16 protein-coding genes, 4 pseudogenes and 1 riboswitch are annotated in these 22,847 nt (G+C 58.4%); of the genes and pseudogenes, 11 read left to right on the plus strand and 9 right to left on the minus strand.

Translation table 11 applies throughout. From position 1 onward, the window contains the following. From P9230_RS21345 to P9230_RS21360, 4 genes and pseudogenes are all read right to left on the minus strand, one after another. A pseudogene (locus P9230_RS21345) lies at positions 1-423 on the minus strand (malate synthase G); the annotation flags it as partial. Positions 424-440: 17 nt separating this feature from the next. After that, positions 441-1,685 (minus strand): D-amino acid dehydrogenase, encoded by a 1,245-nt coding sequence (locus tag P9230_RS21350; protein ID WP_278055488.1) that lies wholly within the window; start codon positions 1,683-1,685, stop codon positions 441-443. Positions 1,686-1,729: 44 nt separating this feature from the next. After that, positions 1,730-1,835: riboswitch (glycine riboswitch) on the minus strand. Between the two features lie 161 nt (positions 1,836-1,996). Continuing rightward, on the minus strand, positions 1,997-3,160 hold the full coding sequence (locus P9230_RS21355; RefSeq protein ID WP_278055491.1) for a mandelate racemase/muconate lactonizing enzyme family protein: 1,164 nt from the start codon (positions 3,158-3,160) through the stop codon (positions 1,997-1,999). Between the two features lie 126 nt (positions 3,161-3,286). Then, positions 3,287-4,204, minus strand: a complete 918-nt coding sequence (locus P9230_RS21360) for a LysR family transcriptional regulator (RefSeq protein WP_278055493.1) — start codon at positions 4,202-4,204, stop codon at positions 3,287-3,289. Between the two features lie 419 nt (positions 4,205-4,623). Between P9230_RS21360 and P9230_RS21365 the strand changes: the two are divergent. After that, positions 4,624-5,823, plus strand: a pseudogene (locus P9230_RS21365) (IS256 family transposase). Between the two features lie 425 nt (positions 5,824-6,248). Then, positions 6,249-6,940, plus strand: a pseudogene (locus P9230_RS21370) (hypothetical protein); the annotation flags it as partial. Here the strand turns inward: P9230_RS21370 and P9230_RS21375 are convergent. Beyond that, positions 6,872-7,084 (minus strand): annotated as a pseudogene (locus P9230_RS21375) (IS110 family transposase); the annotation flags it as partial. The pseudogenes P9230_RS21370 and P9230_RS21375 overlap by 69 nt on opposite strands. Before the next feature lie 157 nt (positions 7,085-7,241). Here P9230_RS21375 and P9230_RS21380 point away from each other — a divergent pair. From P9230_RS21380 to P9230_RS21405, 6 genes are read left to right on the plus strand one after another with little or no spacing between them, the layout of a single operon-like run. Continuing rightward, positions 7,242-8,303, plus strand: a complete 1,062-nt coding sequence (locus P9230_RS21380; RefSeq protein WP_278055494.1) for a homoserine dehydrogenase — start codon at positions 7,242-7,244, stop codon at positions 8,301-8,303. Further along, positions 8,303-9,718, plus strand: a complete 1,416-nt coding sequence (locus tag P9230_RS21385) for an aldehyde dehydrogenase family protein (RefSeq protein ID WP_278055496.1) — start codon at positions 8,303-8,305, stop codon at positions 9,716-9,718. The genes P9230_RS21380 and P9230_RS21385 overlap by 1 nt, the downstream gene beginning before the upstream one ends. A 46-nt stretch (positions 9,719-9,764) precedes the next feature. After that, complete coding sequence (gene dapA, locus P9230_RS21390; RefSeq protein WP_278055498.1) at positions 9,765-10,643, plus strand: 4-hydroxy-tetrahydrodipicolinate synthase; 879 nt, start codon at positions 9,765-9,767, stop codon at positions 10,641-10,643. 10 nt (positions 10,644-10,653) lie between these two features. Then, positions 10,654-12,069 carry an aspartate ammonia-lyase gene (locus P9230_RS21395; protein ID WP_278055500.1) on the plus strand — a complete coding sequence of 472 codons (1,416 nt, stop codon included), beginning with the start codon at positions 10,654-10,656 and terminating at the stop codon, positions 12,067-12,069. Between the two features lie 12 nt (positions 12,070-12,081). Continuing rightward, a complete protein-coding gene (locus tag P9230_RS21400; protein ID WP_278055502.1) occupies positions 12,082-12,867 on the plus strand; it encodes a phosphotransferase in 786 nt (261 codons plus the stop codon). A gap of 20 nt (positions 12,868-12,887) precedes the next feature. Then, complete coding sequence (locus P9230_RS21405) at positions 12,888-13,331, plus strand: Lrp/AsnC family transcriptional regulator (protein WP_278055504.1); 444 nt, start codon at positions 12,888-12,890, stop codon at positions 13,329-13,331. A gap of 288 nt (positions 13,332-13,619) precedes the next feature. On the opposite strand, the gene P9230_RS21410 is transcribed toward P9230_RS21405, so the two are convergent. From P9230_RS21410 to P9230_RS21425, 4 genes are read right to left on the minus strand one after another with little or no spacing between them, the layout of a single operon-like run. Beyond that, on the minus strand, positions 13,620-14,513 hold the full coding sequence (locus P9230_RS21410; protein WP_278055506.1) for an amidohydrolase family protein: 894 nt from the start codon (positions 14,511-14,513) through the stop codon (positions 13,620-13,622). Between the two features lie 14 nt (positions 14,514-14,527). Further along, positions 14,528-15,502, minus strand: coding sequence for an ABC transporter permease (locus P9230_RS21415; RefSeq protein WP_278055508.1), 975 nt, complete (start codon positions 15,500-15,502; stop codon positions 14,528-14,530). Further along, positions 15,499-17,991, minus strand: coding sequence for an ATP-binding cassette domain-containing protein (locus tag P9230_RS21420; protein ID WP_278120812.1), 2,493 nt, complete (start codon positions 17,989-17,991; stop codon positions 15,499-15,501). Before P9230_RS21420 ends, P9230_RS21415 begins: the two co-directional genes overlap by 4 nt. A gap of 38 nt (positions 17,992-18,029) precedes the next feature. After that, positions 18,030-19,058: a sugar ABC transporter substrate-binding protein gene (locus tag P9230_RS21425; protein WP_278055511.1), complete on the minus strand. Its 1,029-nt coding sequence runs from the start codon at positions 19,056-19,058 to the stop codon at positions 18,030-18,032. Between the two features lie 237 nt (positions 19,059-19,295). Between P9230_RS21425 and P9230_RS21430 the strand changes: the two genes are divergently transcribed. From P9230_RS21430 to P9230_RS21440, 3 genes are all read left to right on the plus strand, one after another. Continuing rightward, positions 19,296-20,204, plus strand: coding sequence for a LysR family transcriptional regulator (locus tag P9230_RS21430; protein WP_278055513.1), 909 nt, complete (start codon positions 19,296-19,298; stop codon positions 20,202-20,204). Between the two features lie 123 nt (positions 20,205-20,327). Next, positions 20,328-21,191 carry an NAD(P)-dependent oxidoreductase gene (locus P9230_RS21435; protein ID WP_278055515.1) on the plus strand — a complete coding sequence of 288 codons (864 nt, stop codon included), beginning with the start codon at positions 20,328-20,330 and terminating at the stop codon, positions 21,189-21,191. Between the two features lie 9 nt (positions 21,192-21,200). Next, entirely contained in the window at positions 21,201-22,754 is a 1,554-nt protein-coding gene (locus tag P9230_RS21440; RefSeq protein WP_278055517.1) for an aldehyde dehydrogenase family protein, read from the plus strand. Positions 22,755-22,847 lie beyond the last annotated feature (93 nt).

Consider the following 22,847-nt stretch of genomic DNA (forward strand, 5'->3'; position numbering starts at 1 on the left):
GCCCCAGCGCGCATTGGCGGCATTGAGCGCATAGCGCGCGTTCATCACCGGCACGACCAGCTGCGGCCCGGCGACGATGGCGATCTCGGGGTCGACATGGTCGGTCGAGACGCTGAAGGCCGGCCCTTCCGACACCAAATAGCCGATCTCCTTCAGGAAGCCCTTGTAGCCCTCCTTGTCGATCGGTGCGCCGTTGGCGCGGTACCAGCCGTCGAGCTTCTCCTGCATGGCGTCGCGCTTGGCGAGCAGCGCCCGGTTCTTCGGCGCCAGCTCATGCACGATGGCCGAAAAACCGGTCCAGAATTGTTCGGCGTCGATGCCGGTGCCAGGCGCGGCCTCCTCGGCCACAAAGTCATGGAGCTCCCGGGCCACTCTAAGGCCGTAAAGGGCCACGCTAGTTTCAAATCGGCTCATTGCGTCCATGACGGAGGCCCCTTGGATCAAGCCGCAGCGGCACCGGCGTTGAACTGAGCAGAGACGCTTTCGGCAACCATCTGGGCGGTCACGGCCGAAAGCGTCCAGCCCAGATGACCATGGCCGGTGTTGTAGAACACTCCCGGCTGACGTCCCTTCCCGATCCTCGGCATCATGTTTGGCATCATCGGCCTCAAGCCCGCCCAAGGCACGACCTTGTGAGTGTCAACCGCTGGAAAAAGCGTACGCATCCACTCCACCAGCGGGGCGACACGATCATTGCGGATATCGCGGTTTGCGCCGTTGAACTCGGCCGTTCCCGCTACGCGGAAGCGGTCTGGCCCGAGACGGCTGGTGACGATCTTGGCTCGATCGTCGAGAAGACTGACCCAAGGTGCGGCCCCCTGGCTGCCGTCGTCCTCAAGATCCACCGTGATCGAATAGCCCTTCACTGGATATACGTTGACGCGGTCGCCAAGGATCTTCGCGAAATGGCGACTGGCAAGTCCGGCGCAGACGACGATGCCATCAACGTCAATTTCCTCCGACGGGCCGTCCAGACCATTGCGAGTGTAACCGATACGGAACTTCCCATCGCGCACAATGCTTTCGACTGTGGCATCGAAGACGAAATTCGCTCCTCGCCGCTCGCAGGCCTTGGCGAGGCCGGAGGTGAACTTGTGGATGTCGCCCGTTGAATCCGAAGGGGTGTAGAAACCTGCATGGAAGCTGCCGTGCAGCGCCGGTTCGATCGACTTGATTTCCGATGCCGTTACGGGTCGGCGGTCAAGGCCCCCCTCGACGAGCATGGAATTCACCTTGAGCGCGTGCTGAAAACTCGATTTGTCCCAGTAGACGTGCAAAATGCCGCGACAGACGTGGTTGAAGTCGATCTTCTCGCGTTCGGCGATGGCAAACAGGTGCTTGCGTGCCTCGATCGCCAGCTGTGTGGTCTTGACGGTGTTCTGACGGTAGTTCGCTATGTTGGAAACGAATTCGGCCAGCCATGAATATTTGTGCCACGTGGGCGCCGGATTCATGAGCAGGGGCGCGTCACGGCGCATCATCCACTTGATGCCCTTGAGCATGGTCGACCAGTGGTTCCAGACCTCGGCATTGCTTGCGGAGAGCTGACCTCCATTGGCGAACGAGGTCTCCATGGCCGCATAGCGTTGCCGCTCGATGACGGTAACCGAGTAGCTACGTTCCAACAGGGCATAGGCAGTGGTGACGCCGGTGATACCGGCACCGATGACAGCTATATGGGGCATTGCGCTCTCCGCGATAGGATGGGTGCGGGTTCGATCCCGCGGCTCTTCCCCAATCTGTCGCTATACCTGAGAGCTTAACCGCGCAGGCGTGGCCCGTTCGGCGTTCCCCTTCGGTGGGCGCCTTCCGCGCCTCTCTCCAGATCGTTCAACGGCATGGTCACCTTTGCCTGAGAGTTTCCTGGGGGGTTGCTCCGTCGGCGTCGCCTATCGCTCAAGCGATAGGTCGATCTCTCCCATGCCGCCATTTTTGAACGCATGTTAGTCAGCTAATTGGTCGTCGGGTTCTCCAGCTCCTGCCTATGCGACATCGCCTAGTTGCTCGAGCGATAGTCGAACAGCCTGTAGGGTTCCAACCGCTTTGCCTCGACCGTGGCGCCAAGACCCGGTTCTGACAGGACTTCGAGATAACCGTCCTTGATGCGATCCTCTGGAGCATTAGCAAGAACCTGCACATACCCGTCCGACTGGGGAAGATACGGATAGATCTCGAGCGGCATCGAATTGGCGCACGCCGCCCAGACCTGGAGCGAAGCCGCAGTGCAAAGCGTAGACGCGCAGTTGTGAGGCGATACACGCGCGTTGTAGGCCTCGGCCATGGCTGCGATCTGAACGAGTTCGAAGACGCCGCCGCAGTTGCCGACATCCGGCATCACCACATCGATCGCACCGGTGTCCAAAAGGTTGCGGAATCCATTGCGTGTGTAGACGCGCTCGCCGGCGGCAATCGGAAAGCGGAAACGCCCGGCAAGGTTCTTGAGACCAGCCAGATTGAACGCATCAAGGGGCTCCTCGACCCACATGACCTTCAATTCTTCACAGAGATCGAGGATGCGCAGCAGCTGGTCATTGCTGAGGCCACCGGACAGGTCGATCATCAACTCCGCTTGATCACCCACGACTTCCTTCAGGTTGCGAATGCGATCGACGGCGCGTGTGAACTCCTCTGGCGACAGCATACGGCGCTGAACATGTGTCAGCGTCCGGCCAGGTTGCTGCGTAGCCAGAGGATAACTTTTCAAAATCCTGTAACCGTCCTTCAAAGGCCGCTCAGCAGCCTTGGCCCATTCGACGGCATCGTTGCAGTGGTAGTTCCACCCGTTGGCATAGACCTGAGCCTTCGGCTCGAAGGAACCACCGAAGAATTCGTAGACTGGCATCCCGGCAGCCTTGCCCTTGATATCCCACAGGGCCTGGTCGATCGCACTGATAGCTGCAAACGAGATCGCGCCGCCGCCCTTGGTCCAGAATGAATTGTCGTAGAGATGGTGATAGACGTGCCGTGGGTAACGCGGATCGGCGCCAATCACCCGGTGAGCGTAGTCCGATATCATGCCAACGGCTGCCCGAGCGCCTAGACCATAAGCGACCGCCGCCTCACCCCATCCGGTGATGCCCTCGTCGGTCTCTACCTCAACCAGAACCGGGCGCACGCCGCCCGTGGGGATATGATAGGCACGGATGTTGGTGACGCGCATTGGAGGTTCCTCTAGCAAGGGAGACCTGAACATGCGCGTTGCTGATCATAAGAGCAAAATCGAAATCTTGATACCCGCATAAGCAATTCTTATGGCGAGACCAAATTCCTCCCGCACCTCGACAACCTAAGCGTCAGAAGCCGTGGCTTCAAAGGTCTGGTGCTTGCTGAGCTCCACGCGCAGGGCCTCGTAGCTCTGATCCGCCATGTGGGACCATGGCCGGTACCGCGTCCGCATCAGGTAGTATGGCGAGGGCTCGATACCTTCGAGCGCCCGGCATTCCGCGGGCAGGGTGTTGCGAGTCAGAGCTAGAAGCGTGCTGCACGTGATAGCATCGGCAATCGCGACGCTGCCACCAAGGACCGCGTAGCAGGCCATCGGAAAAAAGCTTCCGAACTCTACCCTCGGCGAACCGAGCTTCGCCCTCACAGCCTGTGCCGCTAGGTTTTCCTCGTACAGAGAGCAGATCTCAAGTCCGGCCAAATCCTGCAGAGAAAGGCTTGAACCTCGATTCGCGACAAGCCCCTTAGGGTAAATTGCGCAGACCGGAACATGAAAGACCTCGGAATCGAAAAGAGGGGATCCCAACGGAATCTCTCTGATGCCCAGATCGGTTATCGCGATGTCATGTCTCTGGTTCTCCATCTCCAGCACAATGGAGTCAGACGAGCCGTTCATGACCCTGAATTCCTGTCCACTCGCCGCGAGTTTTGTGATCGCGTGAGGCACAAGGTGAGTCGCCAGGTTACTGGACGCTATGATGGAAATCCGCGGCACTGGAAACGCGTCCAGTCGGTTGAACCGACCGCGAATTTCGCGAAGCTGCTGCATCACGGGGTTTATTTGTTCGAACAAGACCTTCGCTTCAGCTCTCGGCGTTATTCGACCGGCATGCCGGTCGAATAGTTTGACGGCCAATAGGTCTTCGAGACCGCCTATCGTCATGCTGACAGCAGGCTGCGTACGGCCCAGGTTCTTCGCAGCCTGTGAAATGCTGCCGGTCAGCATGACCTGGTAGAATGCTTCGAGCTGATTGTACTTCATCGTTTTCTACCACTCGTAGCTAGGCCATCGCGCGAAACTTGGCAACGCACAGCAATTTAGCCACCTACCGTACTAACGAGGCAGCGGCGATACCAATCGAAGCGATTCCTATGCAACTGCTGGATCGCTCAGGTAGTGCATTTGCGCCCTTCCTACCTGCGCCCTTCATAACATCGCGACGATGCGTGTTGGTGATGAATGGTTGCGAATGGGGTTGGCTTCACTCGGTTGAACCCCTCGCGACCATTTGGGGGATAGCCAAGGTCGTGTCCCATCAGGTGGTGTAGGTGAGGGTTATGAAGCCGCTCGCGAGCGCGCCGTTAGTAGCGCTGTAGCGAGCGAGCGGCCTGTCGGTGGTCATCGGCGCTTTCCGGTAGGGTTTGGTTGTTGACGCCAACCCATTTCGGAAGGAACCACCGATGACCGACGACATGATGAACCTGCGCGCGCTCGTGGAGAAGACCCCCGATGCGGATCTGCTGCGCGAGATGATCGGCTTTGCCGCCGAGCGGCTGATGGAGCTGGAAGTAGGTGCCGCCACGGGCGCCGGCTATGGCGAGAAGACCCCGCTGCGGACCACCCAGCGCAATGGCTACCGCGACAGGGACTGGGAGACCCGAGACCGGAACGGTCGAGCTGCGCATCCCCAAGCTGAGGAAGGGCTCCTACTTCCCCAGCTTCCTGGAGCCTCGCCGCATGGCTGAGAAGGCGCTGACGGCCGTCATCCAGGAGGCCTACGTGCAAGGCATCTCGACCCGCTCGGTCGACGACCTGGTTAAGGCAATGGGCATGAGCGGCATCTCCAAGAGCCAGGTGTCGCGGCTGTGCGAAGAGATCGACGGCAAGGTGAAAGCCTTCCTCGAACGGCCGATCGAGGGTGATTGGCCGTATCTTTGGATCGATGCGACTTATCTCAAGGTGCGCCGCGGCGGCCGCATGGTCTCGGTCGCCGTCATCATCGCAGTGGGCGTGAACAGCGACGGCCGGCGTGAGGTGCTCGGCATGGAGATCGGCACCTCGGAGGCCGAGCCGATCTGGACGGAGTTCCTGCGCAAGCTCACCCGGCGCGGTCGCGCGGGGTCAAGCTCGTCGTCTCCGATGCCCATGAGGGTCTGAAGGCCGCGGTGACCAAGGTGCTCTCAGCCACATGGCAGCGCTGCCGCGTTCACTTCATGAGGAACGTGCTGTCGCACGCCGGCAAGAGCGGGCGACGCGTCGTCTCGGCCTTCATCGCCACCGCCTTCGCCCAGGAAACGCCCGAGGCCGCGAGCACCCAATGGCGCGCCGTGGCTGATCAGACCCGGCCCAAGGTCCCGAAGCTGGCGACAATCATGGATGACGCCGAGCCCGACGTGCTGGCCTATATGACCTTCCCGAAGGAACATCGCGCCAAGCTCCACTCGACGAATCCGATCGAGCGTCTCAACGGCGAGATCAAGCGACGCACCGAGGTCGTCGGAATCTTCCCGAACGACGATGCGATCGTGCGCCTCGTCGGGGCGCTGCTGCTCGAACAGAATGATGAGTGGGCCGTCCAGCGGGCCCGCTATATGACCCTTGAGACAATCAGCCAGATGAGTGATGATCCCCTCATCAGCTTGCCAGCCGTGGCGCGCTGATCAGCCCGGCCCACGCCGGACAGCTCGGCGAACCAATGCCGTCAGCTACACCACCCCAGTGGGCACGATCATAGCCAACCGGGCAACACACTACGCAAGACGCTACCGCGCCCGCTCAAGGCATCAATGCCGCCCGCAAAACAAGCCACACGAACTAGGCGCGCCACCCATTCCGGGAGTTGCGCGTTTCAACTTCGACCTTGAGCCAGGTCAACCTTTCAAGCAATGGCCCAGTTTGTGTTTCCTTCCTCAGGGCACAGACCGAGAGCGTCGTATTTGGCATAGCTATCGTGTTTTCCGAAGGGCTAGATGAGACCGATGAGTGACGTTGATACGTAATCGTAATAGCCTGAATTCAATCGATTCAGCTGCTGATATCTGGGCTTCGCCCGTACGTGAGGAATATGAGCGACCAGAGAAAATCGATGCGGAAAGTCGAGTCCCCAGGCACGGCCACTGATGCTAAAGTCGACCTGATCGCGGTCGTAGTGGCCATAAACAGTGGCAAGCCAAGCGTTCTCACAGTCGGCGGCACGGACACGCTGCCGTCAGGCCCATTCGAGCTCGGCCATCGCTCCCTCCAATCTGGCTTACGGGTCTGGGTGGAACATCAAACGGGTCATCAGCTTGGCTATATCGAGCAGTGTATACGTTCGCTGACCGTGATCGAGCCGATGAGCAGCGCGAGCCGCGGGTCATCTCGATCAGCTATCTTGCGCTCACACGCGCCGAAGACGCCATTGGCGCTTCCCCGCCTGTCTGGCGGAGCTGGTACGACTACTTCCCTTGCGAGGATCATCGCTCCGGGGCGCCTGCGGTGGTCGAGAACGTTCTTCAGCCACGTCTGTTGGCCTGGGCTGAGGAGGCCACCCACGTCCCAGTGAGGCGCGAGCGTCGGCAGCGTGCGGCAATCGCGTTTGGCTTTGGCGGCTGCGACTGGAACGAGGAACTCGTCCTGCAACGTTACGAACTTCTCTATGAGGCAGCCCTGGTCGAAGAGGCGACGCGGCGGTCCCAGCAGAGCGCATCCCTTCCAATACCCGGAACTTCAATGATAGCTGACCATGGGCGTATCCTGGCGACGGGGATCGCGCGATTGCGTTCGAAGATCAAGTATCATGCATATGACCGCCAGCTTCCGGGCGACGGCGACAGCGGCTCGCTTGAAACCGAGTTTCTCACGAAGTTTGAGCCCCCAGGTTCGCAACTCACTTTCCGCATGAGTGCGCGTCAAGATCACGGTCGCGGCCTCATACAGAAGAGCTGGAAGAACGGCTCTCAACAGACACCGCCCTCATGAGGCGCAGGTCGGCGGTCGATTGAGCAAAATGCTCAACTGTTTGGTCCGTTTGCGCCGTTCCGGCTGAGCGATCCGCATCTCACAATTGCGGTACCTAGACCTTCACTGGAGGACCGCCATGACAATCTACAATATTGCTCTAATCGGCTTCGGCGGCGTTAATCGCGCTCTGGCCGAGCTCATCGCCACCAAGAACCATCTGTGGGAGCGCGACTTGGGGTTTCGATTGAATATCGTAGCGGTCAGCGACCTCTATCTGGGTTCGGTCATTTCTCCCAACGGCCTTGATGCCAAGACACTGGTCGAAGCCAATTTCGCAAAAGGCGGTTTTGGGCAGCTTTCGGGCGGGAGTTCCGAGGCTGACAATGAGACGATCATCAAGACGGCGCCCGCAGACATAGTCGTCGAGGCGACCTTCACCAATCCGAAGGACGGTGAACCCGCCGTTTCCCATTGCCGTTGGGCACTGCAGACCGGCCGGCATGTCGTCACCACGAACAAAGGCCCGGTGGCTATTGCAGTGCGGGAACTAAAGGCCCTGGCAAAGGCAAACGGAGTTCGTTTCGAATACGAAGGTTCGGTCATGAGCGGAACCCCGGTCATCCGGATGGCGGAGAAGACCCTTGCAGGTGCTGAAGTAAAGGGCTTCGAGGGAATTCTGAACGGAACATCCAACTTCGTCCTCGGCCGCATGGAAAGCGGCCTAGACTTTGCTGCTGCGGTCAAGGAGGCACAGGAACTCGGCTATGCCGAAGCCGACCCCACTGCCGACGTCGAGGGCTTCGACGTGCGCCTCAAGGTGGTCATTCTGGCGAACGAGTTGCTAGGGGCGAACCTGAAGCCGGAGGACGTGACGTGCAAGGGCATTTCCGATCTCTCGCCTTCCGAGATTGAGGCTGCTGCAAAGGCACACAGCCGCTGGAAGTTGATCGGATCTGCTGTCCGGGCGGAGGACGGAAAGGTAACAGGCAGTGTCGCGCCGAAGCGGCTTGCACTGGAGCATCGGCTGGCATCGGTCAGTGGGGCGACCAACGCCGTTTCGCTGAACACCGAGCTGCTAGGCGCTGTAACGATCACAGGACCCGGCGCCGGCCGGATCGAGACCGCATACGCGCTTCTTTCCGACATCGTTGCCATTCATGCCGCCGCCACGTCTGGCATCACCAAGGAGGCCGCGTGATGTACAATCGTGCGCTTGGCAAGACGACGGGCGCCGGGGAAATTGTCGTCAGCAATCCGTTTGACGGTTCGGTTGTCGGAACAGTCTCTGAGACCTGCGCTGCAGGCATACACACGCTTTTGGAACGAGCAAGCCGCGGTGCGCAGATTGCGAGAGATCTTCCACGACACCAACGGGCCACAATCCTGGAAAAGGCCGCCGCTGCAATCGAAGCCGCAAAGGAGGAATTCGCGCTCCTCATCGTAAGGGAAGCCGGCAAGACGATCACTCAGGCGCGCAAAGAGACGACCCGGTGCGTCAACACTCTGAAACTCTCCACCGATGAGGCGAGGCGTAATGCTGGCGAGGTTATTCCGTTCGACTCCTACGCCGGCTCGGAGTGCCGGAAGGGCTGGTACACAAGAGAGCCACTTGGCATCATCGCCGCCATCACGCCTTACAACGACCCTCTCAACCTCGTTGCTCACAAACTCGGTCCGGCAATAGCCGCCGGGAACGCAGTGATTTTGAAACCTTCCGAGCTCACCCCCCTTTCGGCGATCAAACTTGTCGAGGTTCTTCTCGAGTGCGGCCTTCCCGAGGAAATCGTGACGGTTGCGGTTGGCGGACCCGAGCTCGGGGAAGCTCTCGTTTCAGCAAAGCACGTCCGCATGATCTCCTTCACCGGCGGCTTCGCCACCGGCGAGGCAATTGCAAAGGCCGCGGGCATCAAGAAACTTGCGATGGATCTGGGCGGCAATGCGCCCGTCATCGTGATGGAGAATTGCGACTTTGACGCTGCTGTCGAAAGTTGCGTATCAGGGGCCTACTGGGCAGCCGGCCAAAATTGCATTGGCACGCAAAGAATCCTGGTTCAGCGTCCTATCTACCATCGTTTCAGGACGGAGTTCGTAGCTGCAACAAAGAAACTCAAGACTGGCAATCCCCTGGACGCGGATACCGACGTCGGCCCGATGATATCGAGCAAGGCCGTCGGTCGAGCCGCCGCGATGGTCAACCGCGCTCTCGCCGCTGGCTCGACACTGCTTTGCGGCCACGAGCCCGCCGGCAACCTTTACCCGCCGACAGTCCTGGAGAGCGTCCCCGCGTCTTGCGATGCGTGGATTGAAGAGGTGTTCGCCCCGATCGTCATTCTTGAGCCCTTCGATGAGCTCAGCGACGCGATCGTCCTTGCAAATGGCCCCGAGTACAGCCTCCACGCCGGCATTTTCACCAATGACCTCGATGGAGCTCTCGAGGCTGCCGATAAGATCGAGGCCGGCGGCGTCATGATCAACGACTCCTCGGACTACCGCTTCGATGCGATGCCATTTGGGGGTTTCAAGTATGGCAGCATGGGTCGCGAGGGCGTGCGGTTTGCTTATGAAGACATGTCGCAGCCCAAGGTCGTGTGTATCAACCGTTTGAGGCGGTGACGACAGCCTTCAGCTAATTCCCCTTACCGCACCCAGAGGTATTTATATGTTCAAAGGTTCCATTACCGCGCTAGTTACGCCGTTCGCTGAGGGTCGTGTCGATGAGGTTGCCCTGCGCACCCACGTCGAGTGGCAGATCAAGGAGGGATCCTCCGGCTTGGTTCCCTGCGGAACCACAGGCGAGAGCCCTACCCTCAGCCACGCCGAGCATAAGAAGGTTGTCGAGATTACTATCGAGACAGCCAAGGGCCGGGTCCCGGTGATTGCGGGGGCCGGCTCAAACAGTACGGCCGAGGCGATCGACTTTGTGCGTCACGCGCAACAGGCTGGCGCCGACGGGCTGCTAATCGTGTCACCCTACTACAACAAACCCACGCAGGAAGGCATCTATCAGCACTTCAAGGCTATCGATGCCGAGGCGACGGTTCCAATCATCGTCTACAACATTCCCGGGCGAAGCGTCATCGATATCCAGGTCGAAACGCTGGCGCGCATTTTCAAGGAATGCCGAAATGTGTCGGGCGTCAAGGACGCGACCGGCAACATCTTGCGCCCGTCTCTGGAACGGATGGCCTGCGGAAGAGAATTTAATCTTCTCACTGGCGAGGACGGGGCCGCCCTGGGCTACATGGCTCATGGCGGACATGGCTGCATCTCGGTCACGGCAAATGTCGCTCCCCGCCTTTGTGCGGACTTTCAGAAAGCATGCCTGAATTTTGACTTTGCCGCTGCCTTGGAGCTGCAAGATCGCCTGATGCCCCTCCACCGGGCCCTTTTCCTGGAGACCAACCCTGCCGGGCCCAAATATGCCCTGCAGCGCCTTGGTCGGATGCGCGATGACTTGCGACTGCCACTTGTCACAGTTAGTCCCTCGGTCCAGGCGGCAATCGATGAGGCTATGCGTTACGCCGGAATCCTGTCCTAAGAGGGGAACAATGATCGTCGAACGCATCGAATCGGACCTGATCGGACCGATCGCTATCCCTGGCAACGTCCTCTACGGCGTACATACCCGTCGCGCGGAACAGAACTTTGATGTGTCGGGATTGCGCCTGAGGGATTTTCCCGAGCTCATCCAGTCCATGGCCATGGTGAAAAAGGCTGCTGCACTCGCAAACACGGAGCTCGGACTGCTCTCGTCCGAGAAGGCGCAAGCGATATCAGACGCTTGTGACGACCTTGTGGAGCTCAGGGAAATCGACGAGAATTTCCCAGTAGACATGATGCAGGGCGGAGCAGGCACGTCCACAAATATGAATGTGAACGAGGTCGTGGCGAACCTGGCGTTGATCAAACTTGGCGCCGCCGTTGGCGACTATGCAAAACTGCACCCCAATGATGACGTCAACCTGTCCCAGTCGACGAACGATGTCTATCCAACCGCGATCCGCCTCACGGTATTGCGAGCTTGCGACGGGCTGGTATCGGCACAGGCCAGCCTGCGCGACGCCTTTCGAACAAAAGCAGCTCGATACGGAAATTCTGTGAAGGTCGGTCGCACGCAGCTTCAGGACGCCGTGCCGATGACGGCCGGTCAGGAGTTCGAGGCCTTTGCCGAGCTCATCGACGAGGACATCATCCAGCTTCAGTCGGCATCGAGACTGTTGTTGGAAATCAATCTCGGAGGGTCGGCCATTGGCACGTCGATCAATGTGCCTCGCGGGTTCCCAAGAATTGCCTGCGGTCATCTTTCACAGATTTCCGGCATCGAGCTTGTTGCCGCGCGCAATTTCATTGAGGCAACGTCGGACACCGGCGGTTTCGTTTCCTTTTCAGGCATGCTGAAGCGCATTGCTGTCAAGCTCACAAAGATCTGCAACGACCTGCGCCTGCTGAGCAGCGGACCGCTTGGCGGCCTGGGGGAAGTCCGCTTGCCGCCCGTCCAGGCAGGCTCTTCGATCATGCCCGGCAAGATCAATCCTGTTATCCCTGAGATGGTGAACCAGCTCAGCTTCCAGGTAATTGGCAATGATCTTACCGTGACGCTCGCCGCCAGCGCGGGTCAGCTGCAGTTAAACGCGATGGAGCCAGTGATCGTCTTGAACATTCTCCAATCCATGCGGATGTTGACGAGAGGGATGGAGATTTTCAAGCAGCGTTGCGTGGACGGGATCGAAGTCGACGTGGATCGTTGCAGAGACCTGCTTGACCGGTCCCTTGCTCTTGCTACGCCCTTGGCGAAGCTTATCGGCTACAGCAAAGCGGCGGAGCTGTCCAAACGGGCCTTGGCAGGGATGAGGAACCTGCGCCAGATCGTGGAAGAAGAGGGGGTTCTGCTTCCCGATCAGGTTGAGCAAATTTTCGGCAACTGTGCCGAGTTTGCGGGTTTCTCGCAAGCCTCTTCAGCTTAACGGGAGGCGAACGTGGCTGTATTTACCGCGCTGACAGACAAGGACCGCGACTTTATCGCATCGGCCTACGGTATGACCTCGTTGTCCTCTGTCGTTGGGATAGCGGATGGCGATCGGGAAACCACTTACCTGTTCCGAACCAAACAGGACGAGTTCATCGTAACTCTTTTCGAGAACGGCGCCGAACCGCTGGACTTGGAACGAGCCTTCGCGACCATGGAGACGCTGCATGAAAACGGCGTTCCATGTCCCAAGCCGATGCGCACGACAGACGGCCTTGCCACTCTTCATGCTGCTGGCCGACTGGTCGCAATCGTAAGTTTCGTATCGGGTTCGTCGACAAATGTGCCTACACTTGCCAGATGCGGAAGCCTTGGTCAGGTGATGGCACTCGTTCATACAATCCTGCAACGCAGTCCTAAAACGCAGGAAGCGCAGTTGCCGACCGGCGCTGTGCATGGGGCGCTGGTTCACCAGAATGTCTTCTTCCTCGGTGACGTGGTCAGCGGCGTGATAAACTTCAGGCTACGCCACGATGACGTCCTTGTTTCCGAGATTGCGGACGTGCTTGTCGGTTGGGCGAGCCAGCCGAATGGAGAGTTGGATAGAAACAAGACCAGTGCCATCCTTGCCGGGTATCAGAGCGTCAGGACACTTATGGACACCGAGAAAGCGGCCCTCCCCGGCTTTGTACTGGCGTCAGCAGCCAGGCGATATGCAAGCGATCACAACAAAAGCCGCCTCCCCGGAGCCGCCATATTGGCTTATGGGTCAATGCAGCTAGAAGTCATGGCCTGATCGGCTGGCTCAAACACACCATGAAGTATCTCCTCGACCGTACGGATGAACAGATCCTCAGTGAGTTGAGGACCAACGCGCGCATTTCCCACGCCGAGCTATCGGCCAAAGTAAATTTGTCCCGCAATGCGGTTCGAGTTCGAATCGAGCGGCTCGAACGAGAGGGTTTCATAAAGGGCTACACGATTGTCACCGGTGAAGGCGGGAATGAGCAGCACATCACCACCGCGCTGATGTTCGTTTATCGCCATGACCGCATGAGAGGCGGCGACGTCATCCATGCGCTGAAAAAGATTCCAGAGATTGTTTCTTGCGACGTGATGACAGGTGATTTCGACCTGCTGGTGAGAGTCGAGTCGCCAGAAGCCGATCGCATTCGCCAAATCTGGCAACAGCTATCAGAGTTGCCGGGCGTGCGGGATACCCTGACGGCATTTGTGTTGTCGTCAGTTATTCGAAAGTAGGTTGCTCGCCCAGAGAGGCTGAACCCCTGAGGGCAAAGCCCTGCTCTTCCAGTACCAAAGGCCGGACATGGCGATTCGCAAGTGCCGGGCCCCACTCGAGAAGATTCACCTTGGTTCCCGTGGCGTGGTGCGGGATGTGACAGCTGGCCCCTTGTCTCTCCAGCCGGTCTCGAATGAGATAGATACCGTTGGAAATGCGACGAACTGGGCCAGCCCGATTGCGCTTTGTCTCTTGTTCCGCGCCGGTCGGAAGCCAATCGTGTGCGTTATTAGTACAGCGGTAAGTTGCTATATTTTGTACAACCTAACGGCGTTGTCGTGAAACAATCTCTTCTTGTCGCCGGCTGAGAAGTCGTTCACGATATCTTTGAAGCAACTGAAGATCTCGTCGTACGTCTTGAACAGCTTGTCGACGGGGAAGTTGCTTGCAAACATGCATCGTTCGATACCAAAGCAATCGATCAGGTGCAATACCAGCGGCCGGATGCTCTCAAGTGTCCAATTCGGGTCGGACACACCGAATCCGGAGATTTTGGTCGCGATGTTCGGTGCACCGGCCAGCCGCTTCATCGCCGCGCGCCAGTTGATTAGGCCTTCCGCACTCTTGTCCAACGGAAAGCCGGCATGGTTGACGATGAACTGGGTGTTTGCGAAGCGTTTCGCGAGTTGGAACGAGTCCTCAGCCTGATGATAATAGGCTGCCAGATCAAATGACAGCGCCCGGTTTTCCAACTGCTGGAATCCGGCTCTGAATTCCACGCTATTGATGATATCTGGATGCTTTGAGAAGCTCTTTCTCGGATCCGGGTCATAGCAAAGCGTGTGCCTGATACCGCGGAAGTTCCCGTATTGCATGTGCTGGTCTAGAACATCGCCGGCATCGGCAGCAGCCAGGTCGGCATTGCCGACGATGCCATGCGGAAAGCCATGTTTGTCCGCATGGGCCTGTAGCCAGCGCGTCTCTTCGACTGGCTCCGTCTCATCGAACTCTGCTTCGATGTGAACGGATTTCACCACATTTTGGTTTTTCGTGTCCTCAAGATAGTCGCCGAGCAGATAATTCCGTTGGATCGCCGAGTAGTCGCCGAACACCCTGTCGCGGACCGGTCCGATTAACCAGTGGTGGCGTGCGAGGGACAAGTGCCAAAAATGCTGATGAGGGTCGACGATCGGCGAGGTCATTGTTGTTCTCCCGGCTAGACAGTTTTCAGGTATGATCGCATCGCAGCCAGACCGACCTCGAGGAGAAGTGCGAAGGCGATTAGGAGACCCTTGAACAGGTCCAGACTCGAGGGGTCCACCCCGGTGGTACGCAGTAGATGCGTTACCAGGCCAATGATGAGGGCTCCGCAGGCGATTCCAAAAACGGTGCCCTTGCCACCAAAAATGCTTGTTCCTCCAATGACGGCGGCAGCGATACCGTCCAGAAGAAGAGGCATGCCCCCGACGTTTGGAGTTACCACCAGGGTCCGAGAGATCATCACCACCGAAGCAACAAAGCAGATGACTGAGCTCGCTATAAAAACCATGAACTGATGGCGCTCGACCGCCAATCCTGCCAGCACGGCGTTTTCCCGGCTGGAACCAACCGCATAGGTCTTCAGTCCGAAACGTGACTGATGCAGCAGCAAATACGCTGTCAGTGCCGCGATCGCTGCGACGATATAGAGAAACGGAAAGCCGAGAACCGCGCCTCTTCCAAGGGCCTTGAGGACCGGGTCCTTGATGATGATGATGCCGGGCGAGAGGAAGATGTTTATTCCCTGCAGTGCAATGGCGGTTGCCAGCGTTGCCACGAATGCCGGCAGGCGCACAAAACCTGCAATCAGGCCGTTCCAAAAGCCGACAGCCGTCGCTGCAGCCAGTCCCAGCAACAGAGCGGGAACAGACGGCCAGCCCAGGTTCAAGCCGAAGCCGACAACGACGCTGACCAAGGCCACAGTAAGTCCGGCCGACAGGTCGATGCTCCCCGATATCAGGACCAAGCCTGCGGCCAGCGCGATCAGGAAGATTGGTATTGACTGGCTTGCCACTGCCGCCAGGTTGGCCCCCGATATTAGGGCCGGGTTGATGATGATACCGACGATGACGACTATCGCCAGCAAGACGGCTGGCGACCAGCCAAGCAAGCGGGACAAGATCTGGCGATAGGTTGCTGAAGCTGCAATCATGTCGACGCACCACCCAGTTGGAAGGCAATCGACATGACCTCGTTCTCGCTGCACCCGCGCGGGAGCTCGGCCGCAATGCGGCCATTCGACATGACGAGAATCCTGTCTGAAACCCCAAGCACTTCCGGAAGCTCGCTGGACACGAGCAGGATCGCCGCGCCTTGGGACTTATATCTGGAAATCAGCCGGTGAATTTCCGACTTTGCGCCGACATCGACGCCGTTGGTCGGTTCGTCGAGCAAGAGGACCTTTGGCTGGCCAGCCAACCATTTGCCTAACACGACCTTTTGTTGGTTTCCGCCGGAAAGTTCCCGGGCCTTCGCCTCGGGACGCGGGGGCTTGATCAGTAGCTCCGCGATCTTTTTTGTCGCCAGTTGCCTGATGCGCGGCGGCGAAACAAGCCCACCGCCATGGGTCATCCAAACCAGGCCGAGGTTATCTGCAACAGTCATCTGCGGGACAAAGCCCTCGGCATGCCGGTCTTCAGGCAAGTAGACGATTCCGTTTTGATAGGCTTGGCGGAGATCCCCGAACGCAATGGGCTTTCTACTCACCGTAATTTGGCCTTTCGCCTCTGGCGTAAGGCCAGCCAGGGCTCGTAGCAACTCGGTTCGGCCGCTGCCCATCAAGCCGCAGACGCCGACGATCTCACCAGCATACAAATCGACAGTCACATCTTGCAGAAGCCCGGCTTCGGCTATTTGCGCGCTCAGGATGAGATCCCCGCGCTGCACCTCGTCGTGAGGAAACACGTTCTCAAGTTTGCGGCCGACCATACCTTCGACAAGACTGGCAGGCGTGAAATTCGATATTTCGCCGCTTGCTACCACTTCGCCGTCGCGAAGAATGACGACATCGTCGCAGAGGCTAAAGACCTCTTCCAGCTTGTGCGAGATGTAAACGATCGCGCACCCCTTGGCCTTCAGATCGGAGACTAAGCTGAAGAGCCTGTCTCGCTCCCGAACGGAAAGTGCCGACGTGGGTTCATCCATGATGATGACCCAGGCGTGGGCCTCCAACGCTTTTGCAATCTCGACCAACTGGCGTTGCCCGACATTCAGTTGATCGAGGCGTGTCTCGGGATCGAAATCTAGGCCGAGAGCCTTAAGAGCGCTACGAGCGCGGGTGTTCATGTCACGCCTGGCAAGGAAGCCGTACCTGGTGCGTGGCTGGCCTAGAAACAGGTTCTCGGCAATCGTGAGATCGGGCAACAAGCTAAAATGCTGGTGGATTGCGGTTATCCCCGCCAGCCGAGCATCCCTGCTGCCGTTCACGGTTATCTCTGCACCATTGAGCGCGATGGACCCGGAGTCCGCCCGTTGAATCCCGGTCAGACACTTTACGAGGGTCGACTTGCCTGCTCCATTTTCGCCCACCAGTGCCAGCACGCGTCCGCCATGGATCTCAAGGGTGGCGTTGTCCAGCGCTCGGAAACTGCCGTAGGATTTGGAAAGACCATTAACAGACAGCGTCCGCTTTAAGCCGGGAGCCTGGCCTGACGCTTTGGTTGATTGACCCCAACCCAAGATTTTCGGGAAGGAAAGGGTCTCTGTCGTCAGCAACGCTGAAGCCAACAGGAGCGCGGCCTTGACAATGTATGTTGCTTCAAGTGGCACCTGAAGAAACGACAAGCCTGCAGAGATCACGCCCAGGAGAGTGGCGCCGAGGAGAGTGGGGAACATGGCTCCCTGCCCACCAGCCAAGGAAGCGCCCCCAATCATGGCTGCGGTGATAGCATCGAATTCGAGGCCCATTCCAGCCAACGGCTGCCCGGAGCCAAGCCGGCCGATGGTAACGACCGCGCATATGCCCGCGGACAGGCCGGCCAGCAAGTACACTACCAAATGGACGCGCCTAACCGGTACGAGAGAGGCGGCCGCCGCATTCTGATTGCCGCCGACGGCAAAAATCCAGCGGCCCAACAAGGTCCGGCTCATGAACAGGCTCCAGGCGACCGCCGCCAGTAGTGCCATCGCAAGAGGCGTTGGCACCCCAAAGATGATTGAGGAACCTGGCCAGATGAGAGCTTGATTGGCGACAGGGATGCTGTCTGCTCCAGACAGCACAAGGGTTGCACCTCGCATCATGGCCATTGTGGCGAGCGTGGCCATGAACGGTGCGACGCGCGCAAATCCGACGAAAAACCCGTTTGCAGCGCCCAGTGCACTGCCGCAGAGCAAGGCAGCCAGGATCGACGCAGCCCCGGACTGTGTAGCGTGTAAGGTGAGAGCCGCGACGATGCCGCTTAGTGCCAAGTTCGCACCGATCGAGAGATCAATGCCTCTGGCAATGATCAGCGCCGTCATGGGAAAGGCACATATCGCGATGACGGCGGTCTGTTGACCGATCGTCAAAAGGTTGCCGACGGATAGAAAGCCGGGAATGACGATCGCTAGAGCTGCAATAACAGCCAGGATTGCCAATGCCAGCAGCGAGGATGCGCTGTCGGAGGAAAATTGAGACACGCCAAAGCGATTGACGTGTCCCATATCCTTCATCTTTGACGAGGTCGCCACTGTTAGTCCGGTCAGTGCGAGCTCATCGCAGAAGCTGGAGCGTTTGGCCCAAGCTGCTGTGAATACTGACCGAGTTCCTCTGCGGCTTTGTCCGGCGTGATATAGTCGAACTTGAGCCCCTTGGCGGCTAGGGTATCGGCAGTTTGCTTCGAGGTAATGTACTTCACCGGCAGGTAGAGGGTGCGATCAAACTTTTCACCTCGCGCGATGCGTGCCGCGAGCGCAATGTTCCAATACCCCACGCGCGGCGCCCCGGTCAGGCCGTCAATGACCGTGGCGCCGGAGTTAAGTGAATCGGCCATCCCCGAGTCACCATCCCAGCCGGCATATTTGAGCTTGGCGCCAGCCGCATCAGCTATCGACTGCGCCGGATAGCAGAGATAGTCGGACAGGCACACTATTGCCTTGAGGTCTGGATTGGCGGCCAACCAGCTTTGCACTGCGTCGGCGGATTTTGCCGCATCCCAGTTGGTTGGCTGAATGCCGACGATCTGAATCTTCGGGAACTCGTTTTTGATCGTTTCGGTAAACGCTTTCTCGCGGTTATCCGATGTCCAGCTTCCACGCGCCCCGATAAGCAGGGCAATCTTGCCCTCTCCATCGATCGACTGTGCGAGCGCCCGGGCGACCGTCGGCCAGGTCTGCGCATCCGGGTAGATTGTGCTGTAGTTCGCTTTTCCCTCGACTTTGTTGCCCATGGTAATGACGGGGATGCCTGCATCGGTGGCCTTGTTGATCACCGGCATGAGCGCATTCTTGTCGAGAGGATCGACCAGGATCACGTCCACTTTTTGTGCTATGAAATTCTCTACGAGTGAAACTTCCTTCTCAAGACTCCCCTCTGCGCTCTGCCAGATAGCTTTGACTTTGTAGTCTTTCTCCGCCACATCGCCTGCCTTCTTCATATCCACGAAGAAGGAATTTTGCAGGTCTATAGCAACAACCCCAAGAATGGGGGGCTTGTAGTCAGCTAAAACTTCGGAACTGCCCAGAACGAAGCTGCATGAAAGCGTAGCGCTAAGCGCTATGGCGTTCAACATTGTGCGTCTTTTTATCACGTTCCACCTCCCATTTTCCTGTTCGGTGGAGTCAACCAGCGGCGTCGTCGGACGACAAGTCAGAATTCAGGCATCTGACCGTTGCCAAAAAGAGATGGTTGGGTGGGAGTGCTCGGCCCTTCCCTCGACTTTCGACTTCGGAGGATTTGATAGGCGCTGTTACGACGGCCGTGAAAATGTGGTAGGAGCCGACTAACGCACCGAGCCCGGCCGCTGCAAGTGATCAGATCGACCACACGTCAAAGCCTCGATTATTTCTTCCGCGTCGCTCAATTAGGCTCCATTCGCGCGGCGTCGGAGCATTTGCGCATTGCTCCATCCGCAGTCAGCCGCAAGGTTGCCCAGTTAGAATACGAGTTCGGTGTTGAGCTGATCATCCGGCAGGCGCGCGGTATCAAGCTCACCGAAGCTGGACAATACGTCTATCGGTACCTGCAGGAATCGAGAGTTCGTGACGCCTTGTTGTACGAGACAATCAGCGAGCTACAAGGATTGAAACGGGGGTCTGTTACGATCGCGGCAGGCAGCGGGTTTGTCGAAGGCTTGATCGCCCCGACGCTCACAAATTTCCTGCAGAAGTACCCTGACATACAGATCGAGATTCTGGCCGGCAATGCTGATGAGATCATAAACACCGTGATCGAGGACGAGGCCGACATCGGTATCGTATTTGGGACGATCTCGGAGGTCGGGATCGAGGTGGTATACGCAATCGAACAACCGCTGCGCCTGATCGTTTCCACGAACCACCCGTTGGCAACACGCGAGACAGTCGATCTGCGGTCGATCTGCGATTTGCCTTTGGCACTGCCGCCACTCACCGCTGGGATCAGGCAGGCGGTCACGCGAGCTTTCCGTGAGGCTGAACTCGAGCTATCTCCTAGTCTCACCGTCGGCCCAGTCCAGGGACTCGTCCAATACGCCGCCTCGGGTGTGGGGGCGACGTTTCTGCCGGAATTCAGCTGCAAAGCCGAAGTTCTGCGTGGGATGGTTCGCGCAATCCCGATAGAAGACGATATCGTCATGCGCACACGTACGAGCATGTTTATCCGGCACGAGCGGCATTTGCCTCCAGCGGCCAAGGCGCTCCTGGCCGCACTTGAGCTGGCATTCCCGTTTACAGCCTGATGTTGAGCTTCCCAGCTGGGATGGAGTGTACTGACTTCAGCAACGGTCGCATGCCGCTTTTGAGCTTGTCGGCGACGCGCCAACTCGTAGTTTTCCTAATCACCTCAATAGGAAATCGCGAGCATGACGTCACAAGTGGGAGTTGTTGGTCTAGGGCGGATGGGAATGGCGATGGCGGAGCGCTTCGCCGAGACCGGCCTAACGGTCATCGGAACGGACGTTAGCCAAGCCACTTTGGATCGGGCCGCAGAAGCGGGCATTCAAACGGCGCAGGACTCACTTGCCGTTATCAAGCAGGTTGACGTCGTGGTGCTGTCGCTGCCGACCGCCAACGACGTCAAGTTGACCTTGGACGGTCTGCCAGACGAAAATCTCGGTCGCGAGCTGTTCGTCATTGACACCACTACTTCCGATCCGCTGGTCACAAAGGAGCTGGCTGCAAAGCTCGAGCCGGCGGGTATCCATCTGCTCGATGCTCCCGTGAGCGGTGGCTTCTTTGGCGCCCGAGCCGGTACGCTTGGAATGATGGTTGGAGGCCAAGCAAGCCATCTCGATCGAGTTCGCGACTTGCTATCGAGAATTGCTGGCAAGATCGTCCACATGGGGCCGATTGGCAGTGGCCATGCGACTAAGCTGCTCAATAACCTGCTAGGCGCAGCCAACATGGTCGTGGCCTCCGAGATCGTGGAGCTTGGCGAATATCTTGGCTTGGCGCCGGCGGATCTGATTTCGGCCCTGAATGCGGGAACTGCACGCAATAGCGCGACCGAACTGAACTATCCGAAATGGATCCTGAGTGACAAGTTTGACTCCGGTTTCACCATGCGTCTGATGCGCAAAGATGTTGCACTCGCGGACCAACTCCTGCGTGCAAAGGGAAACCTGCCCGTGCTGACCGATGTGGCTTCAATCTGGGAGCAGAGCAAACCATCTGTGGCCGATGACGCAGATTTCAACAAGATCACACAATTCCACCCATCCAAGTGAGCTCGTGTCATGACAATCCTTGAAGACTTTAAAGCCGATCCACTCAACGAGGATCTGTTCGCCAGACTGACCACAGAATTCTTTGGCTCCGGACTCGAGATCGGAAGCTATGTCGACGGGCACATCATGCCAGGAAAAGGCAACTACATTGAGCTTGTCGAGCCGGCTTCGGGAACTGCGTACGCGAAATATCGGGACGCGGGGCCTGCAGTTGCCGCTGCCGCATGCGAAGCCGCGGCGCGTGCTCAGAGGGCCTGGTGGGCGATGACGGCCAGCGATCGCGGTCGAAAAATGCATGCAGCCGGGCGGCATCTTCGCACTAAGGCCGCAGCCGTGGCGCAGTTCGAAGCTTTGACCTCCGGCCGACCGCTTACAAGCACGGTCAATGAGATCGAAGCCGTCGCGCAGATGTTTGAGTACTTCGCAGGATGGTGCGACAAGCTGGAAGGCACAGTCATTCCGGTACCAACGACTCAACTCAACTATGTAATCAGGGCCCCATATGGCGTCGTGGTTCAAATGACGCCTTGGAACGCACCGCTTTCGACCGGAGGCTGGCAGATTGCCCCCGCACTAGCGTCTGGAAATTCGGTTGTTCTCAAGCCGTCCGAGCTGACGCCAGCCACCTCCATTATCCTGGCAAGGCTTTTGGAAGAGGGTGGTCTCCCACGCGGCCTGGTCAACGTTCTGGCCGGTCTTGGTGAAAGCACGGCGGCACCAGCGATTCTTGATCAGAACACCCGCATGGTTGTTTTCGTCGGATCCACCAGAACCGGCAGCATCATCGCCTCATTGGCGGCTAAACGTATCATACCATGCATTTTGGAGCTGGGCGGAAAGTCCGCGAACATTGTCTTCGACGATGCGGATTCCAGGATTGCGGTGTTAGGCGCGCAACGTGCCATATTCCAGAATGCAGGCCAGGCATGCACGGCTGGCTCGCGTTTGCTGGTTCAAAGGCGCGTCTACGACAAGATTGTGGGCCACCTAGCCGAAGTCACCCCGCAGATTCCCGTGGGACACCCGCTCGACCAGCGAACTCTTGTCGGGCCGATTAACAACAAGACGCAGCTAAATCAGATCAAGCGCATGGTCGACGAGGCCAAGACGGCAGGTGCAGAAGTGCTCGCCGGAGGCTCTGAGCTGGCATTGGTGAACCAGCCAGGCGGTATGTACTACGCTCCGACCCTGATTAGCGGCCTCAACGATCAGATCGAAGTCGGCCACGAGGAGGTTTTCGGGCCTGTTCTCGGCATTACGCCGTTCGAAGAGGAAGAAGAAGCGATCGCGATCGCCAACGCTTCACACTACGGTTTGGCGGGAGGAGTCTGGACGCAGAACGTTGGTCGCGCCCATCGCGTCGCCAGCAAGATCCAGGCCGGCACTTTCTGGATCAACGGTTATCGTTCGATCAGTGTCATGACACCCTTCGGCGGGTTCAAGAACAGCGGATATGGCCGTTCTAGTGGCTACGAAGGGCTCATGCAATATACTCAAACCAAGAGCGTCTGGGTGGAAACAGCGGAGACCTCGCCGGAAACCGGCACCCGGTATCCATTCTAGATCGCAAAAGGCAGACTTCATCAGAGGATCGCGGAACGAGGTAACCGACCTTCAAATTCGCAAATCCGAGCGCTGCGGAGTGGGTTGAGACGA

The sequence above is a fragment of the Mesorhizobium sp. WSM4887 genome (genome assembly GCF_029625865.1).
Classification (GTDB): domain Bacteria; phylum Pseudomonadota; class Alphaproteobacteria; order Rhizobiales; family Rhizobiaceae; genus Mesorhizobium.

Bases quoted from the DNA above. Each gene is read 5' to 3' on its own strand.
- P9230_RS21395 (WP_278055500.1), top strand. From the start codon at position 10,654: ATGATCGTCGAACGCATCGAATCGGACCTGATCGGACCGATCGCTATC.
- P9230_RS21435 (WP_278055515.1), top strand. From the start codon at position 20,328: ATGACGTCACAAGTGGGAGTTGTTGGTCTAGGGCGGATGGGAATGGCG.
- P9230_RS21355 (WP_278055491.1), bottom strand. From the start codon at position 3,160: ATGCGCGTCACCAACATCCGTGCCTATCATATCCCCACGGGCGGCGTG.
- P9230_RS21440 (WP_278055517.1), top strand. From the start codon at position 21,201: ATGACAATCCTTGAAGACTTTAAAGCCGATCCACTCAACGAGGATCTG.
- P9230_RS21420 (WP_278120812.1), bottom strand. From the start codon at position 17,991: ATGGGACACGTCAATCGCTTTGGCGTGTCTCAATTTTCCTCCGACAGC.
- P9230_RS21350 (WP_278055488.1), bottom strand. From the start codon at position 1,685: ATGCCCCATATAGCTGTCATCGGTGCCGGTATCACCGGCGTCACCACT.
- P9230_RS21415 (WP_278055508.1), bottom strand. From the start codon at position 15,502: ATGATTGCAGCTTCAGCAACCTATCGCCAGATCTTGTCCCGCTTGCTT.
- P9230_RS21360 (WP_278055493.1), bottom strand. From the start codon at position 4,204: ATGAAGTACAATCAGCTCGAAGCATTCTACCAGGTCATGCTGACCGGC.
- P9230_RS21425 (WP_278055511.1), bottom strand. From the start codon at position 19,058: ATGTTGAACGCCATAGCGCTTAGCGCTACGCTTTCATGCAGCTTCGTT.
- P9230_RS21385 (WP_278055496.1), top strand. From the start codon at position 8,303: ATGTACAATCGTGCGCTTGGCAAGACGACGGGCGCCGGGGAAATTGTC.
- P9230_RS21380 (WP_278055494.1), top strand. From the start codon at position 7,242: ATGACAATCTACAATATTGCTCTAATCGGCTTCGGCGGCGTTAATCGC.
- P9230_RS21410 (WP_278055506.1), bottom strand. From the start codon at position 14,513: ATGACCTCGCCGATCGTCGACCCTCATCAGCATTTTTGGCACTTGTCC.
- P9230_RS21405 (WP_278055504.1), top strand. From the start codon at position 12,888: ATGAAGTATCTCCTCGACCGTACGGATGAACAGATCCTCAGTGAGTTG.
- dapA (WP_278055498.1), top strand. From the start codon at position 9,765: ATGTTCAAAGGTTCCATTACCGCGCTAGTTACGCCGTTCGCTGAGGGT.